20 protein-coding genes are annotated in these 22869 nt (G+C 74.5%); 15 read left to right on the forward strand and 5 right to left on the reverse strand.

Annotated elements, in window-relative coordinates; all coding sequences use genetic code 11:
• Nucleotide 1 precedes the first annotated feature (1 nt).
• Genes ACFP3R_RS32355 through ACFP3R_RS32415 form a run of 13 tightly spaced genes read left to right on the forward strand, consistent with a single transcriptional unit; the run spans nucleotide 2 to nucleotide 12685 of the window.
• On the forward strand, nucleotides 2-1258 hold the full coding sequence (locus tag ACFP3R_RS32355; RefSeq protein WP_380641707.1) for a glutamate-5-semialdehyde dehydrogenase: 1257 nt from the start codon (nucleotides 2-4) through the stop codon (nucleotides 1256-1258).
• Entirely contained in the window at nucleotides 1258-1539 is a 282-nt protein-coding gene (locus tag ACFP3R_RS32360) for an acyl carrier protein (protein WP_380641708.1), read from the forward strand. The genes ACFP3R_RS32355 and ACFP3R_RS32360 overlap by 1 nt, the downstream gene beginning before the upstream one ends.
• On the forward strand, nucleotides 1536-2849 hold the full coding sequence (locus tag ACFP3R_RS32365) for a TrpB-like pyridoxal phosphate-dependent enzyme (RefSeq protein WP_380641710.1): 1314 nt from the start codon (nucleotides 1536-1538) through the stop codon (nucleotides 2847-2849). Before ACFP3R_RS32360 ends, ACFP3R_RS32365 begins: the two co-directional genes overlap by 4 nt.
• The gene (locus tag ACFP3R_RS32370) at nucleotides 2846-3925 is read left to right on the forward strand and encodes an acyl carrier protein (RefSeq protein WP_380641712.1); all 1080 of its coding nucleotides are present in this window, start codon (nucleotides 2846-2848) and stop codon (nucleotides 3923-3925) included. The genes ACFP3R_RS32365 and ACFP3R_RS32370 overlap by 4 nt, the downstream gene beginning before the upstream one ends.
• Nucleotides 3922-5514, forward strand: coding sequence for a class I adenylate-forming enzyme family protein (locus ACFP3R_RS32375; RefSeq protein WP_380641714.1), 1593 nt, complete (start codon nucleotides 3922-3924; stop codon nucleotides 5512-5514). Before ACFP3R_RS32370 ends, ACFP3R_RS32375 begins: the two co-directional genes overlap by 4 nt.
• The gene (locus ACFP3R_RS32380; RefSeq protein ID WP_380641717.1) at nucleotides 5507-6733 is read left to right on the forward strand and encodes an alanine racemase; all 1227 of its coding nucleotides are present in this window, start codon (nucleotides 5507-5509) and stop codon (nucleotides 6731-6733) included. Before ACFP3R_RS32375 ends, ACFP3R_RS32380 begins: the two co-directional genes overlap by 8 nt.
• A 37-nt stretch (nucleotides 6734-6770) precedes the next feature.
• Nucleotides 6771-7022, forward strand: a complete 252-nt coding sequence (locus ACFP3R_RS32385) for an acyl carrier protein (RefSeq protein ID WP_380641720.1) — start codon at nucleotides 6771-6773, stop codon at nucleotides 7020-7022.
• A complete protein-coding gene (locus tag ACFP3R_RS32390) occupies nucleotides 7019-8194 on the forward strand; it encodes an acyl-CoA dehydrogenase family protein (protein ID WP_380641723.1) in 1176 nt (391 codons plus the stop codon). The genes ACFP3R_RS32385 and ACFP3R_RS32390 overlap by 4 nt, the downstream gene beginning before the upstream one ends.
• Nucleotides 8187-9287: an acyl-CoA dehydrogenase family protein gene (locus ACFP3R_RS32395; protein WP_380641726.1), complete on the forward strand. Its 1101-nt coding sequence runs from the start codon at nucleotides 8187-8189 to the stop codon at nucleotides 9285-9287. Before ACFP3R_RS32390 ends, ACFP3R_RS32395 begins: the two co-directional genes overlap by 8 nt.
• On the forward strand, nucleotides 9284-9907 hold the full coding sequence (locus ACFP3R_RS32400; protein ID WP_380641729.1) for a 4'-phosphopantetheinyl transferase family protein: 624 nt from the start codon (nucleotides 9284-9286) through the stop codon (nucleotides 9905-9907). Before ACFP3R_RS32395 ends, ACFP3R_RS32400 begins: the two co-directional genes overlap by 4 nt.
• Nucleotides 9901-10737: a hypothetical protein gene (locus tag ACFP3R_RS32405; RefSeq protein WP_380641732.1), complete on the forward strand. Its 837-nt coding sequence runs from the start codon at nucleotides 9901-9903 to the stop codon at nucleotides 10735-10737. The genes ACFP3R_RS32400 and ACFP3R_RS32405 overlap by 7 nt, the downstream gene beginning before the upstream one ends.
• Nucleotides 10734-12209 carry an amino acid adenylation domain-containing protein gene (locus tag ACFP3R_RS32410; RefSeq protein WP_380641735.1) on the forward strand — a complete coding sequence of 492 codons (1476 nt, stop codon included), beginning with the start codon at nucleotides 10734-10736 and terminating at the stop codon, nucleotides 12207-12209. The genes ACFP3R_RS32405 and ACFP3R_RS32410 overlap by 4 nt, the downstream gene beginning before the upstream one ends.
• On the forward strand, nucleotides 12206-12685 hold the full coding sequence (locus ACFP3R_RS32415; RefSeq protein ID WP_380641738.1) for a flavin reductase family protein: 480 nt from the start codon (nucleotides 12206-12208) through the stop codon (nucleotides 12683-12685). The genes ACFP3R_RS32410 and ACFP3R_RS32415 overlap by 4 nt, the downstream gene beginning before the upstream one ends.
• 241 nt (nucleotides 12686-12926) lie before the next feature.
• On the opposite strand, the gene ACFP3R_RS32420 is transcribed toward ACFP3R_RS32415, so the two are convergent.
• Nucleotides 12927-13832, reverse strand: coding sequence for a LysR family transcriptional regulator (locus ACFP3R_RS32420; protein ID WP_380641741.1), 906 nt, complete (start codon nucleotides 13830-13832; stop codon nucleotides 12927-12929).
• Nucleotides 13833-14410: 578 nt separating this feature from the next.
• Between ACFP3R_RS32420 and ACFP3R_RS32425 the strand changes: the two genes are divergently transcribed.
• Nucleotides 14411-16171 (forward strand): cellulose-binding domain-containing protein, encoded by a 1761-nt coding sequence (locus tag ACFP3R_RS32425; RefSeq protein WP_380641744.1) that lies wholly within the window; start codon nucleotides 14411-14413, stop codon nucleotides 16169-16171.
• An 80-nt stretch (nucleotides 16172-16251) separates the two neighbouring features.
• Here ACFP3R_RS32425 and ACFP3R_RS32430 read toward each other — a convergent pair whose 3' ends face one another.
• Nucleotides 16252-17586: a pectate lyase gene (locus ACFP3R_RS32430; protein ID WP_380641747.1), complete on the reverse strand. Its 1335-nt coding sequence runs from the start codon at nucleotides 17584-17586 to the stop codon at nucleotides 16252-16254.
• Between the two features lie 563 nt (nucleotides 17587-18149).
• Between ACFP3R_RS32430 and ACFP3R_RS32435 the strand changes: the two genes are divergently transcribed.
• A complete protein-coding gene (locus ACFP3R_RS32435) occupies nucleotides 18150-20438 on the forward strand; it encodes an Orn/Lys/Arg family decarboxylase (protein WP_380641750.1) in 2289 nt (762 codons plus the stop codon).
• Nucleotides 20439-20472: 34 nt separating this feature from the next.
• Here the strand turns inward: ACFP3R_RS32435 and ACFP3R_RS32440 are convergent, their stop codons facing one another.
• Genes ACFP3R_RS32440 through ACFP3R_RS32450 form a run of 3 tightly spaced genes read right to left on the reverse strand, consistent with a single transcriptional unit; the run spans nucleotide 20473 to nucleotide 22852 of the window.
• Nucleotides 20473-20796, reverse strand: a complete 324-nt coding sequence (locus ACFP3R_RS32440; RefSeq protein ID WP_380641753.1) for an STAS domain-containing protein — start codon at nucleotides 20794-20796, stop codon at nucleotides 20473-20475.
• Nucleotides 20784-22040, reverse strand: a complete 1257-nt coding sequence (locus tag ACFP3R_RS32445; RefSeq protein WP_380641804.1) for a PP2C family protein-serine/threonine phosphatase — start codon at nucleotides 22038-22040, stop codon at nucleotides 20784-20786. The genes ACFP3R_RS32440 and ACFP3R_RS32445 overlap by 13 nt, the downstream gene beginning before the upstream one ends.
• Nucleotides 22040-22852 carry an alpha/beta fold hydrolase gene (locus tag ACFP3R_RS32450; RefSeq protein ID WP_380641756.1) on the reverse strand — a complete coding sequence of 271 codons (813 nt, stop codon included), beginning with the start codon at nucleotides 22850-22852 and terminating at the stop codon, nucleotides 22040-22042. The genes ACFP3R_RS32445 and ACFP3R_RS32450 overlap by 1 nt, the downstream gene beginning before the upstream one ends.
• Nucleotides 22853-22869 lie beyond the last annotated feature (17 nt).

Genomic DNA, 22869 nt, shown 5'->3' on the forward strand with positions numbered 1-22869 from the left:
CATGACCGAGCAGTTGCTGAGTTCCGCACGGGCCGCGTTGCGCGCGGCCCCGCCGGTGGGCGACCCGGCTTACCGCCGCTACTGCGGCGCGCTCGCCGAACACCTGACCGACTCGTGGCCGCTGGTGCTCAAGGCCAACGAGGAGGACGTGGCCCGCGCCGAGCGCCGGGGGCTCTCCCCGGTGCTGGTCGAGCGGTTGCGCCTGACCGAGGGCCACCTCGACGGCCTGCTCCGGCTGATCGACGCGGTGACCGCCGAACTGGGCCCGGCGACCGCGCCCGCCCCACCGGTCCCGATCGGGGACTGGGGCGAGCTGCGCAGGGTGGCCAAGCCGCTGGGCGTGGTCTTCATGGTCTACGAGGCCCGCCCTACCGTCACCGTCGAGGGCGCGCTGATCCCGGTGGTCGTCGGCAACAGCGTGCTGCTGCGCGGCGGCAAGGAGATGGCCGACACCGACGCCGCCCTGGCCACCGCGGTGCACGGGGCGCTGGTCTCCGCCGGGCTCCCGGCGGGCCTGGTCTCGGTGGTCGAGGACCCGGACCGCTCGGTGCTGCGCGAGCTGCTGCGCCGGCCGGACGCGGTGGACGTGCTGATCCCGCGCGGCAGCCCCGCGCTGATCGACCACTGCCGCTCGGCCGGCTCGGTGCCGGTCATCGCCAGCGGCGGCGGCGTCAACCACCTCTACGTGCACGGCAGCGCGGACCTCGCGCGGGCCGCCGCGATCGCCCTGGACAGCAAGCTGGCCGAGCCCTCGGCGTGCAACACGCTGGAGCTGGTGCTCGTCGACGAGCACGTGGCGGAGGACTTCGTCGGGGAGCTGGTCCGCACCGGCGCGGACGTCACCCTCAAGCTCGGCGGCGGGCTGCGGGCCCGACCGGGCGGCGGCGTGCGGATCGCCGAGCTGGCGCCGCACGACCTCGGCCGCGAGTTCCTCGAACCGACCATCGGCGTGCTGCCGGTGACCGGGGTGGACGCCGCGGTCGAGCACGTCCGCCGCTACGGGTCGGCGCACACCGAGGGCGTGGTGAGCGCCGACGGGGACGTGGTCGAGCGGTTCACCCGCGGGGTGGACGCCGCCGCGGTCGTGGTGAACGGCTCGCTGCGGCTGCACGACGGCCCGACCCTCGGGTTGGGCTCCGAGATCTCCATCAGCACCGGCCGGTTGCACGTGCGCGGTCCGGTGACCGTGTCCGCGCTGCTCACCCACACCTGGGTCGTCGAGGCACGCGGTGCGCTGCGTGCCGAAAGGGGGCACTGATGTCCGTCGGGGCACTGGACCGCGTGACCGTCACCCGCACGGTCAAGAGCGTGGTGGTCGCGGAATCGCGGCTGTCGATCGACCCGGGCACCGTCCGCGGCGACGAGCCGTTGAGCGGGGAGCTGCTGCGGGTCAACTCGTTCGGCTTCGTCGGGATGCTCGTGCGGCTGGAGGACGAGCTGGGCGTGACGCTGCCCGACGACCTGTTCGTGGGCCGCGCCTTCACCACCGTCGACGACCTGGTGGCCGTCGTGCTCGACGCGGTGGAGGTGGCGCGGTGAGCGCGTGGACCACGAGCTGGCGCAGCGTGCTGCCGCACCTGACCGTCCCGCTGCCCGAGGACCGCTCCCCGGAGACGAGCGGCGGCCACGGCATCGGCGTCAACCTGCCCATGGAGCTGGTGCGGCAGAGCGTGCAGCCGCGCGAGTACTGGCAGATCCCCGAGGAGGTGCTCGACGCCTACCGCAAGTTCCGGCCGACCCCGCTGTGGCGGGCCACCGGCTTCGAGGAGGCGGTGGGCGCGCGGGTGCCCGTCTACGTGAAGTACGAGGGCGGCAACATCTCCGGCAGCCACAAGCTCAACACCGCGCTGGCCCAGGCGTACTACTACAAGCGGGCCGGGGTGCGGGAGCTGGTCACCGGCACCGGTGCGGGCCAGTGGGGCACCGCGCTGGCCGCCGCCTGCGCGCTGTTCGGCCTGCGCTGCACGGTGTTCATGGTCGGGTCGAGCCTGGAGCGCAAGCCCTACCGCGGCGTGCTGATGCGGATGCTCGGCGCGGAGGTGCTGGCCAGCCCGACCGGCACGACCAGGGTCTCCCGCGAAACGCGGGGGCAGGGCAACAGCCTGTCGCTGGCCATCGGCGAGGCGGTCGAGTACGCCGCGGGCAGGGAGGGCGCGGCGTTCTGCATCGGCAGCGGCGAGACCTACAGCATCCTGCACCAGTCGGTCATCGGCATCGAGTCGATCGCGCAGCTGGCCGAGCTGGACGCCGAGGTGGACGCGGTGGTCGGCTGCGTCGGGGCCGGGTCGAACTTCGGCGGCATCGCGCTGCCGTTCCACGCCGAGGCCGCCGCCGGCGGCACCCGGCCGCCCCGGCTCGTCGCCGCGGAGTCCAGCTCCACGCCCAAGCTGACCCGGGGCGTGTACGCCTACGACCAGACCGACGCCACCGGCACCGGTCCGCTGGAGGCGATGTACACGATCGGCAGCTCCTACCCGATCCCGGACTCGCACTCGGCGGGCCTGCGCTACCACGGCGCGGCCAAGCTCGTCTCCGCGATGCGGCACGCGGGCCAGGTCGACGCCGTCGCGGTGGACCAGGTCGAGGCGCTGGAGGCGGGCCGCCGCTTCACCGTGCGCGAGGCGGTGCTGCCCGCGCCGGAGTCCGGGCACGCGCTGGCCGCCGCGGCGCGGCTGGCGACCGGCGGGGCCGAGCGCGGCGTGCTGGTCTGCGTCAGCGGCCACGGCTACCTGGACCTGGGCGCCTACCGGCAGCTGCTCGACGGCGAGCTGAGCGACCAGGCGCCGGCGCCGGAGGCGCTGCTGGCGGCGGTGGCCGGGCTGCCCCGGGTGGAAGGGGCGCGGACGTGACCGCCCCGACCGACGTCGTCGTGCGCGCCGAGCTGCTGGACTGCGTGCAGGCGAACCTGGCGCTGCTGGCGGACCGCGCGCACGGCGCGGGGCGGCACCTCGCCCTCGGGGCGCGGCTGCGGTTCGCGCCCGTGCCCGGTCCGGACGGGCTGCCCACGGTGGAGCGGACCCTCGACGAGCACCTGCTCGACGCGCGCCGCCTGCTCGGCCTGGCCGTGGCCGGCACGTGGCGGGCCGCCACGTCGGCGGACCTGCTGCGGGGCCACGACCTGGTGTACGTGGTCGCGGACGCCTTCCACCTGCCGTGGGTGCCCTACCACGGGCACGAGCACATGGACCACAGCTTCCTGGTGGAGGCGGGGCCCACCGGGTTCGTCGTGCACGACGCCTACCACAACGACACCGAGTGGGGCTCGGCGCGACCGGACCGCCGGGAGCTGTCCGCGGCGGAGCTGTCGGCCGCCCTCCCGGACGGGGCACGGGTGTTCCGGCTCGACCCGGTGGACCCGCCCGCCGGGGTCCGGCCGCGGCAGGACCACGCCGGACCGGAGGTCGTGGACGCCTACGTCCGGGCCTACCGGGAGCACCCGGACCGGGTGGCCGGGCTGCGCCGGCTGACCCTGGAGACGTGGCTGCTGGCCAGGTCCCGGCGGCTGCACGCGGCGTGCCACGAGGAGCCCGCGGTGTTCGAGGAGCACGTCCGTCGCTGGGAGGCGCTGGCCGAGCAGACCTACCTCGCCTACCGCCGGGTGGCGCGGGGCCGGGCGGAGCCGCCCGGCGTGCTGCCCCGGCTGGCCGACCTGCTCGCGGCCGACCGGGTCGTGTTCGACGGGCTGCGGCGGGAGGTCGCGGCCGTGGTGGCGCGGGTGCTGGGCGTGGACCCGGTCGAGGTGCTGCGCGGCGAGCCGTTCCCGGGCTTCCCCTCGTTCTCCTCGTTCCGGGTGGTCGACATCGTGGAGCGCCTGGAGTCCGCCCTGGGCGTCGAGTTCGACGCCGAGGACCTGGTGCCGGAGCACCTGCACCGGCTCGACGACCTGTGCCGTCTCGTCTCTCGCTCCTCCGGAGGACCGGAATGACGACCCTGCTGCACCACCTGATCGACGCGGCGGCGCGGGCCTGGCCGGACCGCCCCGCGGTGTCCACCGCCGCGGACTCGCTGACCCACCGGCAGGTGGCGGAGGGCAGTCGCCGGCTGGCGGCGTGGTTGGTCGCGCGGGGCGTGGCCCGGGGTGACCGGGTCGTCCTGGTCGCGCCGTCCGACCCGGTGGTCCCGGTGCTCGTGTACGCGGCCTCGCGGATCGGCGCGGCGTTCACCGTGCTGCACGAGCAGACCCGCGGTCGCCCGCTGGAGCACGTGCTCGACGACAGCGGGCCCGTGCTGCTGGTCGCGGCCGAGGAGGGGGCGCGGGCCGCGGCGCGGTCCCGCGGCGTCCTGGTCGCCACGCCCGGGGAGATCCGGACGGCGGCTTTCGCCGATGCGCCCGGTCATGCCGACGTACCTGGCCGCGCCGATGCGCCCGGTCACGCCGGCGCACCCGCCTTTGCGGACGTGCCAGCCTTCGCCGACGCACCCGCCGGCGCCGACACGCCCACCCCCGCGCCGGGCCCGCTGGCCGTGGACCCGGTCTGCCTCATCTACACCTCGGGCACCACCTCCCTGCCCAAGGCCGTGGTCAGCACGCACCAGCAGGTGGTGTTCGCGGTCGGGGCGATCCAGTCCCAGCTGGCCTACCGCCCGGACGACGTCGTCTACTGCCCGCTGCCGCTGTCCTTCGACTACGGGCTGTACCAGCTGTTCCTGGGCGCCGCGAGCGGCGCGCACGTGCGGCTGGGGCAGCCGGCCGAGGTCGGGCCGTCCCTGCTGCGCAACCTGGTCGGCGCGCGGGCGACCGTGCTGGCCTCGGTGCCCGCCGTGGCCGAGACGCTGGCCCGCCTGGTCAAGCGCTCCGGCGGTGCCGGCACGCCGCCGCTGCGGCTGCTGACCAACACCGGCGCGGCGATGCCGGTCGAGCCGCTGAACGCGCTGCGCGCCGCGATCCCCACCCTGCGGGTGCAGCTGATGTACGGCCTCACCGAGTGCAAGCGGGCCGCGATCATGCCGCCGGACGGCGACCTGGAGCGCCCCGGCGCGTCCGGCCGCGCCCTGCCCGGCACCGAGCTGTTCGCGATCGACGAGGAGGGCAGGCGGCTGCCGCCCGGCGAGCTGGGCGAGCTGGTCGTGCGCGGGCCGAACGTCATGGCGGGCTACTGGCGGCGGCCCGAGCTGAGCGCCCGGCGCTTCCACCTGGCCGAGGGGCTGTTCCCGGAGCTGCGCACCGGCGACTACGGCCGGCTGGACGAGGACGGCTACGTCTACTTCGACGGCCGCCGCGACGACATCTACAAGCAGCGCGGCTTCCGGGTCAGCGCGACCGAGGTCGAGGCCGCCACCCGGCGCGTGCCCGGTGTGGAGTCCGCGGTGGTGCTCCCGCCGGACGGCGACCGGCCCGCGGTGCTGGTGGTCGTCGGGCGGGTCACCGCGGACGAGGTCACCGCGCTCCTGAAGGACGAGATCGAGGAGTTCAAGATCCCGCACCGGTGCGTGGTGGCGTCCTCGCTCCCGCTGACCGGCAACGGGAAGGTCGACCGCAAGGCCCTGCTGCGGGAGGTGACCAGCGGTGTCTGACGCCGTCGCCACCGCCCTGCGGGAGGGCGTGGAGACCCCCGCCTACGTCTACGACCTGGCCGAGGTGCGCGCCAACCAGGCGCGGCTGCGCGCGGCGCTGCCCGAGCGGTGCGGCCACTACTACTCGCTCAAGGCCAACCCCCACCCCCACCTGCTGGCCGCGCTGCGGGAGGGCGGCGCGCGGGCCGAGGTCTGCTCGCCGGGCGAGCTGGACGCCGCGCTCGCCGCCGGGTGGCCCGCGCACACCCTGCTCTACAACGGGCCGGGCAAGCGGGACGCCGACCTCGTCCGCGCCCTGCGGCTGGGCGTGCGCGAGTTCTCCGTGGACTCGCCCCACGCGCTGGACCGGCTGGACGCGGCGGCGCGCGCGGAGTCCGTCCGGGCCCGCTGCCTGCTGCGGATCAACGACGACCAGCCGGAACCGGGCCAGGGCCTGACCATGACCGGGGTCACCTCGCAGTTCGGCGCGGACGTCGCCTGGGTGCTCGCGGAGCCCACCCGCTTCGGCGACCGCGAGCACGTCGAGGTGGTCGGCCTGCACCTGTACATGGGGACCAACCTGGCCGGCGTGGACGACCTGCTCGCCCAGTTCGGCCGCAGCCTGGCCACCGCGGCGAAGCTGCGCGCCGAGGGCTTCCGGGTCGACGTGCTCGACCTGGGCGGCGGGTTCGGCGCGCCGTTCGGCCGGGCGGGCGGCGCGGTCGACCTGACCGGGCTGCGCGAGGGCCTCCACGACCTGCTCGACGAGCACGCGCCCGGCTGGCGCGGGGGAGGGCCGGAGGTCGTCTTCGAGTCCGGCCGCTACCTCGTCGGCACCGCGGGGTCGCTGGTGACCGCCGTGCTCGACGTCAAGCGGTCGCACGGCCGGGACGTCGTCGTGCTGGAGTCGGGCATCAACCACCTGGGCGGCATGTCCGGGCTGCGGCGCCTGCCCCCGCTCAACCCCACGCTGGTGCACCCCGCCGCCGCCGTCGACGCGCCGGTGACGCCCACGGTGGTGACCGGACCGCTGTGCACGCCGCTGGACACGTGGTCGCGCGCCGCCCCGCTGCCCCCGCTGCGGCCGGGTGACCTGCTCGCCGTGCCCAACGTCGGCGCCTACGGCCTGTCCGCCTCCCTCCTCGCCTTCCTCGGTCACCCCTGTCCCGCGGAAGCCGTGGTGGACGGCGACCGGGTGGTCCACACCTCCCGCCTCGCCCTGACCCGAGTCCCGAACTGAGTTCCGAACCGCGTCCCGAACCGAGAGGACCGACGCCATGGACCCGCGCTTCACCGCACTGCTGACCCGTTTCCTGCCCGCCCGGGGCGACCGCGAGCTGACCCCCGAGTCGTCGCTGCGCGACCTGGGCCTGGACTCCATGCAGTCCATCGAGCTGCTGTTCGCCATCGAGGACGAGTTCCGCGTGTCGCTGGCGGACGACGACCTGACCGACACCACCTTCGCCACCGCCGGCAACCTGTGGCGGGCCGTCTCCGCTGCGGCGCGACCCGAGGTCGGTGCGGTGTGACCGCCGCCGCGCCGCCGCGGACGGCGGACCTGGGCGCGCTGGCGGACGCCGTCGCGGAGGTGGTGGCCGAGCACGCCCGTCAGAGCGACGCCGAGGCCGCGTTCCCGGTGCGGGCGCTGGACGGGCTGCGCGCCACCGGCCTGCTCGGGCTGCTGGTGCCGGTCGAGCACGGCGGCCTGGGCGGCTCGGTGGCCGACGTGCTGACCGTCAGCACGCGGCTGGGCCGGGCGGACATGTCCGCGGCGATGATCTTCGCGATGCACTGCCAGCAGGTCGCCGCGGTCGTGCGCCACGCCGGCGACCGGCTGCGCGACCAGCTCCTGCCCGCCATCGCGCAGGGCGAGCTGTACCTGGCCTCGGTGACCACCGAGGCGGGCAAGGGCGGCCACCTGCTGACCGCGCGGGCCGAGCTGCGCGACGACGACGGCGAACTGGTGGTGGACCGGTTCGCCCCGATCGTCACCGGCGGCGCGCACGCGGACGGCTTCCTGGTGACGATGCTCGGTCCGGGCGCGACCTCGGCGAACCAGGTCTCCCTCGTCTACGCCGCGCGCGACCAGCTGGAGGTCGTCCCGGTCGGCGAGTGGCAGCCGCTGGGCATGAGGGCCAGCTCCAGCGGCGCGCTGCGGCTGCGCGGCCGGGTGCCCGGTCACCAGGTGATCGGGCGGCACGGCGGCTTCCGCGAGATCGTCACCACCACGTTCGGCCCGCTGGCGCACCTGGGCTGGTCGGCGTGCTGGCTCGGCACCGCCAGCGGCGCCCTGTCGCGGGTGCTCGGGCTGCTGCGCGACCCGGCCGCGCGCGGGTCGCTGGACCTGGGCTCGGAGCTGCTGCTGACCCGCCTGGCGCGGTCCCGGCAGCGGCTGGAGGTGGTCAACGCCCTGCTGTGGCGGGCGGAGGCCGTGGTGGCGCGGGAGGACGACCTGTCCCGGCCGCGCACCCAGCTCCTGCTCAACGAGCTGAAGATCACCGCGGCCGAGGAGTGCTACGCCGCGGTGGACGAGCTGGTGGACGCGGTGGGGCTGCGGCACGGCTACCTGCGCGACTCGCCGACCGGGCTGGAACGCGCGCTGCGCGACCTGCGCTCGGCGGCGCTCAACTACGGCAACGACCGGCTGTACCTGGCGGACGGGCGGTTGGCCCTGCTCGACCAGGAGGTGCGCTTTGCCTGAGCCACCGACCGCACTGGACTTCGCCGGGCAGGTGGAGCGCGCCCTCGCCGCCGTGCCGGCGCTGCCCGACGCGGCGGCCTGCTGGGCGGCCCTGGGCAAGGCGGGCGTGCTCGCCGCGGTCTACCGGGACGGGCGCCCGGAACGCGGCGTCGACCCGGACCGGTTGGGCACCCTGCTCGCCGCGCTGGACGCGAGGGGCCTCAACGGGGTGACGCTGGCCGCGTGCGTGCAGCTGGCCACGGTGCTGCCGCTGCTCGCGGAGGAGGCGCCGGGCTCGGAGGCGTTGCGGCGCACGCTCGACGGCTCCGCCACCACCGCGCTGGCCGCCACGGACGAGGCGCCGGGCTCCGACCTGACCGCGCTGGGGACCGAGGTCCGGTCCGACGAGGACGGGCTGGTGGTGCGCGGCGCGAAGCGGTGGATCACCAACGCGACCGGCGCGACCTGGCTGCTGGTGCTGGCCCGGCGGCGGCCGGGACCGCACTTCACGAACTTCTCGTGGGTGCTGGTGCCCGCCGACGCGCCCGGCGTGGTCGTGCGGCCCGCCGACACGGACCTGTTCGCGGGCAGCGGCGTCGGGCACGTCCGGTTCGACGACGTGCGGGTGCCCGCCGACCACCTGGTGGGGCGACCGGGCCGGGGGCTGGCGGGTTTCGCGCGGCACATCGCCGTCGAACGGCTCGCCGGCGCGCTGTGGGCGGTCGCGCTGTGCCGGCGGGCGCTCGACGCGGCGAAGCGGTCGCTGACCGCCCGCGAGGGGCTGTGGCAGCTCGACGGCGTGCGCCGGCGGTTCGCGACCTGCCTCGTGCAGGTGCACCAGCTCAACGCCCTGGCCGCGGTGTTGGGCGGGCGGATCGCCACCGACCACGACGGCACGGCCGCCGCGCTGCTCAAGGCGTCGGTGGGGCTGACCGTGGACCGGGTGCTGGCGGAGTGCGCGCACCTGCACGGCGCCGACGGGTTCGCCGCCGGTGGCCCGCACCTGCTGCGGGCCGAGGCCGGGGTGTTCGGGGTCGGGGGCGGCGTGACGGAGGTCGTGCTGGGCGGGGTGGCCGACCAGGCTGACCGGCTGCTCGCGGAGCTGGGTCGATGAGCGCCGTGCCGACCGGGACCGCGAACCTCCGGCTCCACCAGGACGTCTGGGTGCGCCTGGCCGACACCCCGGCGGGGCCGCCGCACCCGGCCGACACCCGCGCGGCGGCCGGCCTGCCCCCGTGGCGGGCGCGGGAGTTCCTCGCGGGCCGGGGCGTGCTGCGCGACCTGCTCGCGGCGGTCGCCCCGTGGGCGCGCGACGCCGAGCTGACCCCCACCGCCACCGGCAAACCGGTCCTGGCCGGCGCACCGGACGTCGGGGTGAGCGTGTCGCACGACGGCGGCCTGGTCGCCGCCGCCGTCGCGCTGCGGCGGGCCGTGGGCGTCGACCTCCAGCAGCCGCCCGCCGACCTGCCGGAGGGGGTCGTGCGCCGCTGCCTGCGCGAGCGGGCCGCCGAGCTGGACCGGCTGCCGGCGGCCGAGCGGGCGGTGGAGTTCGCCCGGGTGTGGACGGTGCAGGAGGCGTGCGTCAAGGCGGAGGGCACCGGGCTGGCCGGGCGGCCGTGGGCGATCGACGTCCCGGCGCGGCCGGTGTCCGGTCGGTGGGGCCGGTTCCGCTGGGTCGCCCTGCGCACCACCGCCGTGCCGTTGAGCTGCGCGTTCGAGGAGTGGACATGCTGAGCTGCTACACGACCAACCTGGTCGACTGCCTGCGCCCCGACCAACCGGACGTCGACCGGCGGTTCGCCGAGGCGGTCTCCCTGTCGGTGCGCGTGGACCGCCCGGACAGGGTGGCGTTCACCCACCACGCGCCGCTGGACCCGGAGCTGGGCTACCGGTCGGCCGCGGACTGGTCGGGGGCCGCGGCGGGCCTGCGCGAGGAGTTGGCCGGCGCGGGCCGCGCCCTGGCGGTGGCCAACACCCGGAACCTGCCGTGGGCGCCGCCGTCCGACGAGGACGTCCCGCACTGGGTGCTGGTGACCGACCACGCCGACGGCCGCTGGCTGGTCGTCGACGGCTTCGAGGCGCTGCTGCCGCACGGCGAGCAGCGCCCCCACCGGGGCTGGTTCGACGACGACGCGCTGCGGGAGCTGCTCGCGCCGCTGCCGCCGCTGCGCCCGGAGGTGCACGACCGGGACGTGCACGCGCTCGGCGTGCCGGTCGAGGTGCCGGGTCCGGGCCGGTACCGGTGGCTGTCCAGGCGGGACGTCCCGCCACCGCCGGCGGCGCGGGGCACGTGGGTGACGGGCACCGGGCCCGCCCTGCGGCACCTGGTCGAGCACGTCGCGGAGGACCCGGCGGCGCTGGCCCGCCACGCCGAGGACCTGTGGGCGGCCGCCAGGCACCACCGGTTCAAGCACGCCGACGACCCGGTGGCCGCGGCGGCGTGGGCGGAGCTGCCCCGGGCCGTGCGGTTCGCCGTGCAGTCCGCCGAGCGCGGACGACCCCGCCCGACCCTGGTGGTCCGGGCCCTCGAAGAAGTCATCGCGGTGGAGAGGCGGAACGGATGAGCAGGTCCCTGTACGACTGGTTCGCGGGGTCGGTGGCCCGGTTCGGCGACCACGTCGCGCTGGAGGTCGGCGACGAGCGGTTGACCTACGCCGAACTGGCGGGGCTGGCCGACCGGATCGCCGCCGGGCTGGCCCGGGGCCCGCACGAGCGGGTCGGGTTGCTGGCCGCGCGCAGCGCCTTCACCTACGCCGGGTACCTGGCGGTGCAGCGCCTGGGCGGCACGGTGGTGCCGCTCAACCCCGAGTTCCCGGCCGCCCGCAACGACGCCGTCGCCGCGGCCGCCCGGCTCGACCGGGTGCTGCGGGAGGGCGACGAGGTGCCCGCGTCGGCCGAGGGCCTGCGGCCCCGCACGCCGGACCCGGACGACCTGGCCTACGTCCTGTTCACCTCCGGCTCGACCGGCACCCCCAAGGGCGTGCCGATCCGGCACCGCAACGCGTCGGCCTACCTGGAGCACGTGATCCCGAGGTACGAGGTCGGGCCCGGCAGCCGCGTGTCGCAGACCTTCGACACCACCTTCGACGTCTCGGTGTTCGACATGTTCCTCGCCTGGGGCTCGGGGGCGACGCTGGTGGTGCCCACGCGCAACGAGGTGCTGGCGCCGGTCCGGTTCGTCAACGCGAAGCGGATCACGCACTGGTGCTCGGTGCCGTCGGTGATCTCCTTCGCCCAGCGGCTGCGGGCGCTGCGGCCGGGCAGCATGCCGACCCTGCGCTGGAGCCTGTTCGCCGGCGAGGCGCTGACCCTGCGGCAGGCCGAGGCGTGGCGGGCGGCGGCGCCGGGCAGCAGGCTGGAGAACTTCTACGGGCCCACCGAGCTGACCATCACCTGCACCGGGTACGAGCTGCCCGCCGACCCGGCCGACTGGCCGCGCCCGGCGAACGGCACGGTGCCGATCGGCACGGCGTACCCGCACCTGGAGCACGTGGTGCTGGACGAGCACGGCCGCCCGGCCGACGAGGGCGAGCTGTGCCTGCGCGGTTCGCAGCGGTTCCCCGGCTACCTCGACCCGGCCGAGGACGCGGGGCGGTTCCTGGCCTTCGACGGCGACGTGGCGGTGGTCTACGACGGCACCGCGCCGTTGACCGGGGCGCACTGGTACCGCACCGGCGACCGGGTCCGCCGCGAGGACGGCCTGCTGGTGCACCTGGGCCGGCTCGACCACCAGGTCAAGGTGCGCGGGTACCGGATCGAGCCGGGGGAGGTCGAGGCGGCGCTGCGCGACCGGCCGGGCGTGCTGGGCGCGGTCGTGGTGGCGGTGCCCGGCGGTGACGGCGAACCGGACCTGGAGGCGGTGTGCACCGGGACCGACCTGGACGGCGAGGGGTTGCTGGCCGCGCTGCGCGACCGGCTGCCCGGCTACATGGTGCCGCGCGGCGTGACCGTCCTGGACGAGCTGCCGCTCAACCCGAACGGCAAGACCGACCGCAACGCCCTGGTCGCGCTGCTGGCCGAGCGGGTGGCGCGGTGACCGCGGTCGAGGTGGTCGACGCGGACGCGTTCCGGCGGGCCATGGCGCAGCTGCCGACGTTCGTCACGGTGATCACCACGCGGAGCCCCGACGGGCCGGTGGGGTGCACGGTGAACGCGGTGGTGTCGCTGTCGCTGGAGCCGTCGAGCGTGGTGGTGTCGCTGCGCACCGGTGGTCGGACGCTGGAGCACCTCCGCGCCACCGGGGCGTTCGCGGTCAACGCGCTGGCCTGGGAGCAGCGGGAGCTGTGCCGGCGGTTCGCCTCGGGCGACCCGGCCCGCCGGTTCGACGGCGTGCGGCACGTGCTGCGCGACGGCGTGCCGGTGCTGCCGGGCGCGGTCGCGGTCGTGGGCTGCGTGCTGGAGGACGCGCTGGAGGTGCACGACCACACGCTGGTGGTCGGCCGGGTCGTCTGGTCCACCAGCGGGGAGCAGCCGGCGCTCGTCCTGCGGGCCGGCGAGCACCACCGGTGCTGAGGCCGCCGGGCCGGGAGGACGGCCAGGGCGGCGGAAGCCGGGGTGGGACCCCCGGCGGCGGGGCCCAGGGCGGGCCCCAGCGGTGGGACCTCAGCGGTGGGACCCGAGGCGGGACCCGAGGCGGGACCCCGGGCGGTGGGACCCGAGCCGAACCCCGGCGGCGGGACCCGGGCGGGAACCCCGGGAACACCGCCCGGTCCGGGGGGCCCGCAGCGGGAAGACCCCCGGACCGGTGGCCGGGTCAGGCGTGCTCGGCCACCTGTTCGCTGACCACCCGGGTCGCGGCGGCGGTCAGCGCGGCGAGGGCCGCGTCCGGCGGGCTCCCGCGCCGCCGGGCCAGCTGCGTGTAGACCCGGAAGGGGAAGGACCACGGCAGGCGGTGCAGCCGGCCCGCCGAGACCTCCGCCCGCACCGCGACCGAGGGCAGCAGCGCCACGCCCAGGCCGGACGCCGCCGCCCGCTTGGCCACCTCGACGGAGTCGAGGGCCAGCACCGAGGAGCGGTGCTCCGCGCCGCCCAGGTCGAGCAGCCGCACCAGCCGGTCGTGGTGGGAGACCCCGTCCTCCACCGTGATCAGGGTGACGCCGCGCAGGTCGGCGTCGGTGACGGTCGGGCGGCGCGCCAGCGGGTGGTCGTGGCCCGTGACCAGGACCAGCGGCTCCTCGCACAGCACCGTGACGTCCAGGCCGTCCCGGTGCTCGACCCCGTCGGTGAAGAACGCGCAGTCCAGGTCGCCGTCGCGCACCGCCGCCAGGTTGCCGGGGGTGTCGCGGGAGCGCAGGGACAGCCGGATGTCGGGGTGCCGCCAGTGGACGTACTCCACGAGCGGGAACAGGCGGTACTCGGTGAGGCCCTGGGTGGTGCCGATGACGATGTCGCCCCGGGGTTCGTCGCCCGCGGAGTTCACCCTCAGCGCTTTGTCCGTGAGCTTGATGATGTCGGCGGCCAGCGGGAGCAGTTCCGCGCCGGCGCGGGTTAATCGGACGCCCTGGCGCAACCGCCGGAACAACGGCGCGCCGAGCTTGTCCTCCAGCGTTTTTATCCGGGCGGTGACGGTGGGCTGGGAACAGCTCAGCACTTCGGCTGCCTTGGTGAAACTGCCCGTCTGCGCGACGGTGGCGAAGGCGAGAAGGTGACGGGTCTCCAAGGTGTCCTCCAGCCGAATGCGCGATCCCCGTTTTCGTCGTGCGGCATTCCGATCCCGGTGGTGCGCCGGCCTTTTCGGCGGCTCGGGAGCAACTTGTACGGTGCAACTTGCGCAAGCCCGTGAACGTTACCCGTTCGCCGGTCCTTTCTTGTGATGCGCGTCACCATGGCCGGGGTGCGGACCCGGTGGACCACCCGTCGGCGGCCCGGGGCCGGCCCGCACGGGGGTGTCCGCCGTGCCGGCCGCCAGGTCTTCGAGGGGTCGGGCTCGCGGGCCGCCCACCCCGCCGGATGCATTGTGATATTTCCGGCCGAACTCCTGCCGCGAATCTTTTCGCAAAATTGCGACAATGTTGACAAGTTCGCGGGGTCGGCCGAACACTGGCCGCGTCGACAAGGTTTCGACATCCGAACCACCCCGGTGCCGCCCCGGGTGCAGGCACACCGCCACCCAAGGGCAGCGACAACGGGAAGAACAGGGTGCGCAGCCCGGCGCCGAGGCGACCGGGCCGACCCCGGTACCACCCGCGCGATGCCCGAGCCGCAGTTCAGAGCCGGTCTCATCTCGTGGAGGGCAGAATGCACCTCAGCAGACACCGATCACGATTGCTGGCCGTCGTGGCGGTCGCCGCGGCGACCGCCGGTGGCGGAGTGGTCGCCGCGCAGGCCGCGGCCGCCGGGTGCGGCGTCACGTACTCGGTCACGTCGCAGTGGCAGGGCGGCTTCACCGCCAACGTGAACGTCACCAACCTGGGCGACGCGGTCAGCTCCTGGACGCTGAACTGGGAGTTCGCCGCCGGTCAGCGCGTCACCCAGGCGTGGAGCGCCACCGTGACCCACAGCGGCAACCAGGCCACCGCGCGCAACGCGAGCTTCAACGGCGCCATCGCGACGGGCGCCACCGCGTCGTTCGGCTTCAACGGCTCGTGGAACGGGAGCAACCCCGCGCCCGGCGGCTTCGCCCTCAACGGCACCGCCTGCACGGGCTCCCCGACGAGCAGCCCCACCTCGTCGTCCACCTCGTCGTCCACGTCGTCACCGACGACCTCACCCACGACGTCGCCCACGAGCACCCCGCCGGCCGACAACCCGGCCTGGGGCAGGTCGCTGCCGCCGGCGAACGCGGCCACCGGCATGTCCTACGACCTGATCACCTCGGGCGCCGGTTACTCGCCGCGCGGCGGTGAGTGCGCCGTCGAGGTCCACGCGCGGTACTGGATGTACGGGCCGGACGGCAAGGTCTACCCGACCTGGCACCCGCCGCGCGACCCGAGCGGCTGCGCCTTCGGGCACGAGCACGGCGACGACCCGCGCACCTCGGACCTGTTCACCACCGCGAAGTGGCCGCCCTTCGGCTACACCAGCGAGGTGATGATGAGCGCCAACCCCGGCGGCGTCCACCGGCACGAGGACCACGTCGGGCACAAGGTGCTGGCGGTCAACAACTCCAACGTCATCCAGGGCGACAACGGCACCAGCTTCTTCCCGCCGCAGGGCAGCACCATCGCCGTGTGCGACGTCCTGCTGAAGTTCCACCAGGGCACGCACTCGACCGACGCGTTCACCAACAACGCGCACGAGCTGATCTACCACAACCGGTGCTCGCACAACGACAACGGCCAGATCAGCGAGGCGCGCTTCACCGGGCTGATCCCCAACGGCCGGCCGGGCGGCTTCAGCGCCACCGACTGCCCCGGTCCGAACTTCACCGGCAGGTTCACCTCGGTCGGCCAGGCCGTGCCCGCGGACTCGCCGTCCGACACCCGCTCGCTCGGCCGGCTCATCACCGCCGCGGACTGCGTCCAGGCGATCCGGGAGGGCAAGACCCACTACGAGGTCATCCAGGGCAGGGAGGTCCCGTTCGACACCAACGACCTGCACGAGTTCTGGTTCTCGGACTTCTCCGTCAGCACGTCGCAGCTGTCGTTCACCATCTCGCCGCTGTTCTACGTGCTGAACCCGAGCCGGTACTACGACGCCTCGGCGCCGAACCGGCTCGCCCGCCAGGTCGACCTCTGCTACGACAACATCCGCGGCGACTACTGCGACCAGGTCCGCCGGATCACGCAGCAGACCGGGCAGCGGGTGGCCTGGGACGACCCGCGTTCCCCGTTCAAGGGCACGCTGCGCGAGTTCCGGCCGGGCGGGTTCACCGTGCGCAACTCCGGGCCCACCACCGTCTACACCGACGTGTACGGCCGCAACGCGTCGACCACGCCGTTCAACGGCTCGATCCAGCAGCACTTCTCGGGCAACCACGCTCCCGTGACCATGTTCGTCCGCGGCGCCACGAGGGACTACGCGGCCAACGCCGCCGACCAGATCCACGCCCCGAACTGACGCCCGACCGACAGGGGGAACCCCGCGGACGACCTCGTCCGCGGGGTTCCCGTTCGTCCGTGCCCGACCGCCGGCAGGTGCTAGCGGTAGGTGATGTCGGACGTGGAGTAGAAGCAGTTCTTGCCGTCGGCGCCCTCACCGATCTTCTTCGGCTCGGAGCCCTTCGGCACGCCCTGGTACTTCTCGCAGATCGTGGCGCTGCCGTACACGGTGATCCGGGAGAACCGGGCGGTGTCGCCCCAGTTGGTGTTGATGCCCGCCAACACCTTGGTCGAGCGCACCGTCACGCCGTCCATCACCAGGTGCCGCTGGTAGGACGACGAGCAGTTGCCGCACGCCCGGTACAGCTTGCCGGCGCTGTGCGACTGGAAGTTGCGGATGGTCACGGTGCCCGCGCCGTTGTGCTGGAACACCTTGTCCGAGGCCGACTTCGCGCCGCCGCCGTCGACCAGGTAGGTCGCCGAGGAGCTGGAGGACATGAACGTGGCCGCGTCCTCGCCGACGTCGTTCCACCAGACGTTGCGGATGGTGCAGGAACCCGAGCAGTGGATGCCGTCGCCGGCCGGCGCGTCGATGATCACGTTCTCGATCGTGCCGCCGTTGGCCACCACGAACATCGGGTCCTGGCCCTCGCCCTGACCGCCGTCACCGATGCCGTAGTACCGCTTCATCCCACCGTTGAAGTAGGAACCCACGTCCCGCGTGGTGGTCTGGTGCACGCTCCCGGTGTCCGACGGCCACGAGCCGCTGCCGTCGCCACCGCCCGGCTGCTGGGACGTCGTCGTGGTGGTGGTGGTCGTCCTCGTCGTGGTCGACGTCGACGTGGTGGTCGAGGTCGGCCCGCCGGAGGTGGGGGAGAACGTCCACTGCTTGGTGGCGGCGCTGTCGCAGGAGTTGGTCTGCACCGGCGCGCCGGCCGAGGTGGAGTTGTCCTTGGTGTTCATGCACTTGCCGCCGTTGGTGTCGACCACGCGGTAGTTGCTGCCGCTCTGGGTCAACGACCAGGTCTGCCCGGCGGAGCCCGTGCACGAGGTCTGCTCGATCACCTTGCCCGCCGAGGTCGACCCGTCCCGGACGGCGACGCACAGGCCGTTGGCGGCGGAGGCGATGCGGAACCCGCCGCTGACCGAGGTCAGCGTCCACCGCTGGCCGCCGGCCCCGGTGCACGCCGCCTGCTGGAGCTGCACGCCGCTCGACGCGCTGGCACCCGGCACGTCGAGGCACTGCCCGCTGCCCGCGTTGGTGACCGTGTAGGTGCCCGCGCCGACCGCGGCGTCCGCGGCCGGGGCGCTCGGCCAGGCGACCAGGGCGGCGGCCAGCGCCGTGGCGCCCGCGGCCGCCGTCAGGCTCAGGCGCCACCGGGCGTCACCCGGGCGCCCGGTCCGCGTGGTCGGTGATCGGTCAGGTGTGCTCATGACGACTCCACTTCTCACTTCCCCGGAGGTCGGGGCCGGTGGTGAATTCCTCTTTCGGCGAGGTGCTCGCCGAAATCCGTTTCGCGCGGCAACGGGGCGGACGCCTTTGTCGGCTCGCTCCCGGAAATCAGGTACCGGCGGGAACGGGGTGGGTGGCCACGCGGCGCCTCCTGGGGTGCTTCCTTACCTCGTCGTACGGAAACCGCTTTCCGAACGAATGCTAGGTGGCGGGGAAGCCGCTGGTCAACCATGGTTCCGAGGTGCTCCGGGCGGCGGGTCGTCGAAATCCGTCGAACACCGAGGTGGTGGCCGTCCGGATTGATCATCCACCGGGAAAGGCCCGGTGCGGGTCAATGCCGGCGGTCACATTCGTGAACGGAATCCGCGGCCCCCGGTCACACTCGTGAACGACGGGCGGCGGTGCGGCGGTGCGGCGCGGGCCGGACTTCCACTTCCAGGGGGAGTGCGTCGCCACGAACCGGTGATTTTCGGACCGCCGCGCGCGGAGTTCCCTATTTTCGCACCGACGGGTCCATTCGGACCGAGGAAGAGGGAGCCGGACCATGTCGCAGTCGACCGTCCTGATCGTCGCGGAGCGGGCGACCGCGGACCGCTCGGTGCCCGCGGCGAAGGTGGAGCAGGTCCGCGCCCACCTGTGCGGCTGCGGCCACGACGTGGTGCTGGTCCACTCGGCGGGCGACGCCGCCTCGGTGGTCGGGTCCGACGCCGACATCGCCGCCGCCGTGGTGAGCTGGGAACTGGTCGCCGCCGTGGTGCGCTCGGGCGACGGCGGCGTCCTGCGGCTGCTGCTGGACCGGTTCTCCGCGCGGCTGCCCGTCTTCCTGCTCACCACCGGCGAGTACGACGACGAAGCGCCGCTGTGGGTGTCGGAGGTGGTCAACGGCTGGATCTGGCTGCTGGAGGACACCCCGGACTTCATCGCGGGCCGCATCGACTTCGCGGCCCGGCAGTACCTGGAGCACGTCCTGCCGCCGTTCTTCCGCGAGCTGCGCCGGTTCGACGACACCCACGCCTACTCCTGGCACACCCCGGCCCACGCCGGCGGGGTCGCCTTCCTGAAGTCGCCGGTGGGGCGCGCGTTCCACGACTACTACGGCGAGCGCCTGTTCCGCACCGACGTGTCGGTGTCGGTGGGCGAGCTGGGCTCGCTGTTCGAGCACACCGGTCCGGTGGGGGAGGCCGAGCGCAACGCCGCGCGCGTCTTCGGCGCCGACGAGACCTGCTTCGTGCCGCACGGCACCTCGACGTCCAACCGCATGATCGTCCACAGCGCCGTCGCCGACGACGAGGTCGTGCTGCTCGACCGCAACTGCCACAAGGCCGTCAACCACGGCGTCGTGCTGACCAGGGCCCGCCCGGTCTACCTGGTGCCGACCCGCAACGGCTACGGGACCACCGGCCCGGTCCCTCCCGCGAGGCTGACCGCCGACGCGGTGCGCGACCGGGTCGCGCGGACCCCGATCACCGAGGGCGCGGCCTCCCCGGGCCCGGTGTACGCGGTCATCACCAACTCGACCTACGACGGGCTGTGCTACGACGCCGTGCGGGTGGCGGAACTGCTCGGCGTTTCGACGGCGGTCCTGCACTTCGACGAGGCGTGGTTCGCCTACGGCCGCTTCAACCCGCTCTACGCCCGGCGCTACGGGATGGCCGTCGAAGGGGCGCGGGGCCCGACCGTGTTCGCCACCCACCCCTCCCACAAGCTGCTGGCCGCGCTGTCCCAGTCCGCGATGATCCACGTCAAGTCCGGCGGCGGGGTCCTGTTCGACCGCGCCCGGTTCGACCAGACCTACATGATGCACGGCACCACCTCGCCGCTGTACCCGATGATCGCCTCCTGCGACGTGGCCGCGGGCATGATGGACGGTCCGGCGGGGCGCTGGCTGACCACCGAGGCCATCACCGAGGCGATCAGGTTCCGGCAGGCCGCGGTCCGCCTCGGGGCGCGCCTGGCCGCGGCGGGCGACCGGCCGCCGTGGTTCTTCGGCGTGTGGCAGCCCACCGAGGTCACCGACCCGGACACCGGGGAGCGGGTCGCCTTCGAACGGGCGCCGCTGGACCTGCTGCGCACCCGACCCGACTGCTGGACCCTCGAACCGGGCGCGCCGTGGCACGGCTTCGACGGCCTCGAACCGGGTTTCTGCCTGCTGGACCCGGTCAAGGTGACGATCACCTGCCCCGGCGTCGACGCCCTCGGCGCGGTGTCGGACTTCGGCATCCCCGCCCGGGTGGTCACCGCCTACCTGGAGACGCGGCGGATCGTGGTGGAGAAGACCGACGTCTACACCTTCCTGGTGCTGTTCTCCATGGGCATCACCAAGGGGAAGTGGGGGACGCTGCTCGACGCCCTGACCGACTTCAAGAACCTCCACGACCGCGGGGCGCCGCTGGGCGAGGTGCTGCCGGACCTGGTCCGCGCCCACCCCGCGAGGTACGCGGACCTCACGCTGCCCGAGCTGTGCCGGGAGATGCACGACAGCCTGGCGGGCAGCGGGGTCATCGCGCTGCTCAACGAGGCGTTCACCAACCCGACACCGCCCGTCGCGGCGATGACCCCCGCCGAGGCGCACCAGCACTTCATCCGGGGCCGCACCGAGCTGGTCGGGCCGGCCGACCTCGCCGACCGGGTCGTCGCCACCCAGGTCACCACCACCCCGCCCGGCATCCCGGTGCTGGTGCCCGGCGAGCGCGTCGGCCCGGCCGACGGCCCGCTGCCGCGCTACCCGCGCGCGCTGGAGGGCTTCGACCGGCGCTTCCCGGGGTTCGCCGCCGAGACCCACGGCGTGCACCACGAGGACGGCGGCTACCGGATCACCTGCGTGACCGGGTAGCGATCGGGTGGCCGCGGGCGGGTCGACGGGTCGGTCAGCCCGTCGCGGCGGTGTCCCCGGTGCCGAAGACCGGGTCGAGCCCGGTGAAGCGCAGCATCCTCGTCACGCCCCTGGGCGGGTCGGCCAGGGTGATCGCCGCGCCCGCGCCGGAGGCGACCTCGTGCGCGACGAGGAAACCGCCGAGCCCGCTGGAGTCGCAGAAGGTCAGCCCACCCAGGTCCAGGACGAGCCGGCCGCCGCGCGCGAGGCGCAGCCCCGCGAGCGCCTCGTGCAGCCGGGGCGCGGTCTGGTGGTCGAGCTCGCCGACGAGGGCGAGGGTGCAGGTGGTCCCGCTGGTGGTCGTGGTCAGCGAGAGCACGCCGCCTCCCCGGGGTGGCCGATCGCGAGCACCGCGGTGTCGTCGGACGGCGTGCCCGACCACTCGGTCAGCAGGTCCACCAGCGACGCCACCACGCCGTGGGCGCCCCGGCCCGCGAACGCCGCGGCGGCCTCGGCCAGCCCCTCCTCCTCCAGCATGGTCCCGTCGCCGCGCCGCGCCTCGGTCAGGCCGTCGGTGTAGAGCACGAAGACGTCACCGGGGGCCAGGCGGGTGGAGGCCCCGGTGAACCGGGGCTCGGGCAGGGCGCCGACCAGCTGCCCGCCCGGCGTGTGCAGCACGTCCACCTCCCCGCCGGCGCGGATGACCAGGGCCGGCGGGTGCCCACCGCCCGCGAGGTCGACGGCGAACCCGTCGCCGTCGGGCCTGAGCACGCCGAACACGACCGTGCAGAACCGCGGCGCCCCCGGCGACCGCTGCTGCCGCAGCACCTCGTTGAGGGTGGTCAGCACCGCCGCCGGGTCGGCGTCGCGGACGGCCGCGGCGCGCAGGGCGTACCGGGTCATCGAGGTCAGCACGGCGGCCTCGGGGCCCTTGCCGCACACGTCGCCCAGGAAGAACCCCCAGCGGTCGCCGCCCAGCGGGAACACGTCGTAGAAGTCGCCGCCGACCTGGTCGCTGGACGCGGCCCGGTAGTGGGCCGCGACCTCCAGGCCGTCGATGTCGGGCAGCGCGTCGGGCAGCAGGGTGCGCTGGAGGGTGCCGGTCAGGCGCTGGAGCCGTTCGCGCTCCTGCTCGGCCTTCCGCTTGGCCGCCAGCAGCTCGCGCTCGTAGGAGCGGCGCTCGCGGGCGTCGAACACCGTGACGCGCACCAGCAGCGGCTGGCCGTCCTCGGTGCTCTTCACCACGGCGGTGAGCAGCACGGGCAGCCGGCGACCGGCCGCGGTGACCAGGTCCAGGGCCAGTTCGCGGGCCTCGCCGCGCAGGCGCAACATCGGCGCGTAGTGGGTCTCGTGGTAGAGCCTGCCCGCCGTGGTCAGCAGGTCGCCCAGGCGCCTGGTCCCGACCAGCTCCTCCCGCCGGTACCCGAGCCAGTCCAGCAGCGTGTCGTTGACCTTGGCGATCTCGCCGTCCATCAGGGTGGACAGGTAGCCGCAGGGCGCCCGGTCGTACAGCTCCTCGGGGCTGTCCTCCAGCAGCGAGGAGAACACCGCCCGCGGGTCGGTCCCCGACCGCTCGCCGTCACCGGGCTCCTCGGGGTCCAGCCGGTTCCCGGCCGCGCACATCACGGCCGCGCGCCCCGCCGCGCGGTGAAGTCCAGGATCACCTCGGCGGTCGCCTCCGGCGCGCTCAGGTGCGGGCAGTGACCGGTGGCGTCGAGCACCACCAGCTCGCTGCCCGGGATGCTCCGGTGCACGAACTCGCCCACCCGCTGCTCGGCGATGACGTCCTCGCGGCACTGGAGGACCAGCGTCGGCACGGTGACCAGGGGCAGGTCGGCGCGGTTGTCCGACAGGAACGTCACCCGGGCGAAGTGCCGGGCGATGTCCGGGTCGGTGCGGCAGAAGCTCTCGGTCAGCTCCTCGCCCAGCTCCGGGCGCTCCGGGTTGCCCACGATCGCCGGGGCCATGGTGGCGGACCAGCCCAGGTAGTTGCTGTCCAGGGACTCCAGCATCTCGTCGATGTCCTCGGCGGTGAACCCGCCCCGGTAGGCGCCGTCGTCGACGTAGCGCGGCGACGGCCCGACCAGGACCAGGGCGCCGAACCGCGACGGGTCCCGGTTCGCGGCCAGCACGCCGATCATGGCGCTCACCGAGTGCCCGACGAACACCACGTCCCGCAGGTCGAGCTCGTCGAGGAGCTCCAGCACGTCGCCGGCGTAGCCGTCGAGGGTGGAGTAGCGCTCCGGCAGCCACGCGGACAGGTCGGACCGCCCCGCGCCCACGTGGTCGAACAGGACCACCCGGTGGTCGCGCTCGAACGCCGGGACCACCGACCGCCACATGTTCTGGTCGCACCCGAAACCGTGCGAGAACACGACGGCCCGCCCGTCCTCGCGGCCCGACACGGTCACGTGGTTCCTGCTCAGCACGTCCACCGCGGCAGTATCCCACC

This window comes from Saccharothrix lopnurensis, assembly GCF_042658445.1.
GTDB classification, from domain to species: Bacteria; Actinomycetota; Actinomycetes; order Mycobacteriales; family Pseudonocardiaceae; genus Actinosynnema; species Actinosynnema lopnurensis.

What these genes read in the sequence shown, in the direction of transcription:
- ACFP3R_RS32355 (WP_380641707.1), top strand. Translation starts at nt 2, where the DNA reads ATGACCGAGCAGTTGCTGAGTTCCGCACGGGCCGCGTTGCGCGCGGCC.
- ACFP3R_RS32360 (WP_380641708.1), top strand. Translation starts at nt 1,258, where the DNA reads ATGTCCGTCGGGGCACTGGACCGCGTGACCGTCACCCGCACGGTCAAG.
- ACFP3R_RS32375 (WP_380641714.1), top strand. Translation starts at nt 3,922, where the DNA reads ATGACGACCCTGCTGCACCACCTGATCGACGCGGCGGCGCGGGCCTGG.
- ACFP3R_RS32385 (WP_380641720.1), top strand. Translation starts at nt 6,771, where the DNA reads ATGGACCCGCGCTTCACCGCACTGCTGACCCGTTTCCTGCCCGCCCGG.
- ACFP3R_RS32400 (WP_380641729.1), top strand. Translation starts at nt 9,284, where the DNA reads ATGAGCGCCGTGCCGACCGGGACCGCGAACCTCCGGCTCCACCAGGAC.
- ACFP3R_RS32405 (WP_380641732.1), top strand. Translation starts at nt 9,901, where the DNA reads ATGCTGAGCTGCTACACGACCAACCTGGTCGACTGCCTGCGCCCCGAC.
- ACFP3R_RS32410 (WP_380641735.1), top strand. Translation starts at nt 10,734, where the DNA reads ATGAGCAGGTCCCTGTACGACTGGTTCGCGGGGTCGGTGGCCCGGTTC.
- ACFP3R_RS32425 (WP_380641744.1), top strand. Translation starts at nt 14,411, where the DNA reads ATGCACCTCAGCAGACACCGATCACGATTGCTGGCCGTCGTGGCGGTC.
- ACFP3R_RS32430 (WP_380641747.1), bottom strand. Translation starts at nt 17,586, where the DNA reads ATGAGCACACCTGACCGATCACCGACCACGCGGACCGGGCGCCCGGGT.
- ACFP3R_RS32435 (WP_380641750.1), top strand. Translation starts at nt 18,150, where the DNA reads ATGTCGCAGTCGACCGTCCTGATCGTCGCGGAGCGGGCGACCGCGGAC.
- ACFP3R_RS32445 (WP_380641804.1), bottom strand. Translation starts at nt 22,040, where the DNA reads ATGTGCGCGGCCGGGAACCGGCTGGACCCCGAGGAGCCCGGTGACGGC.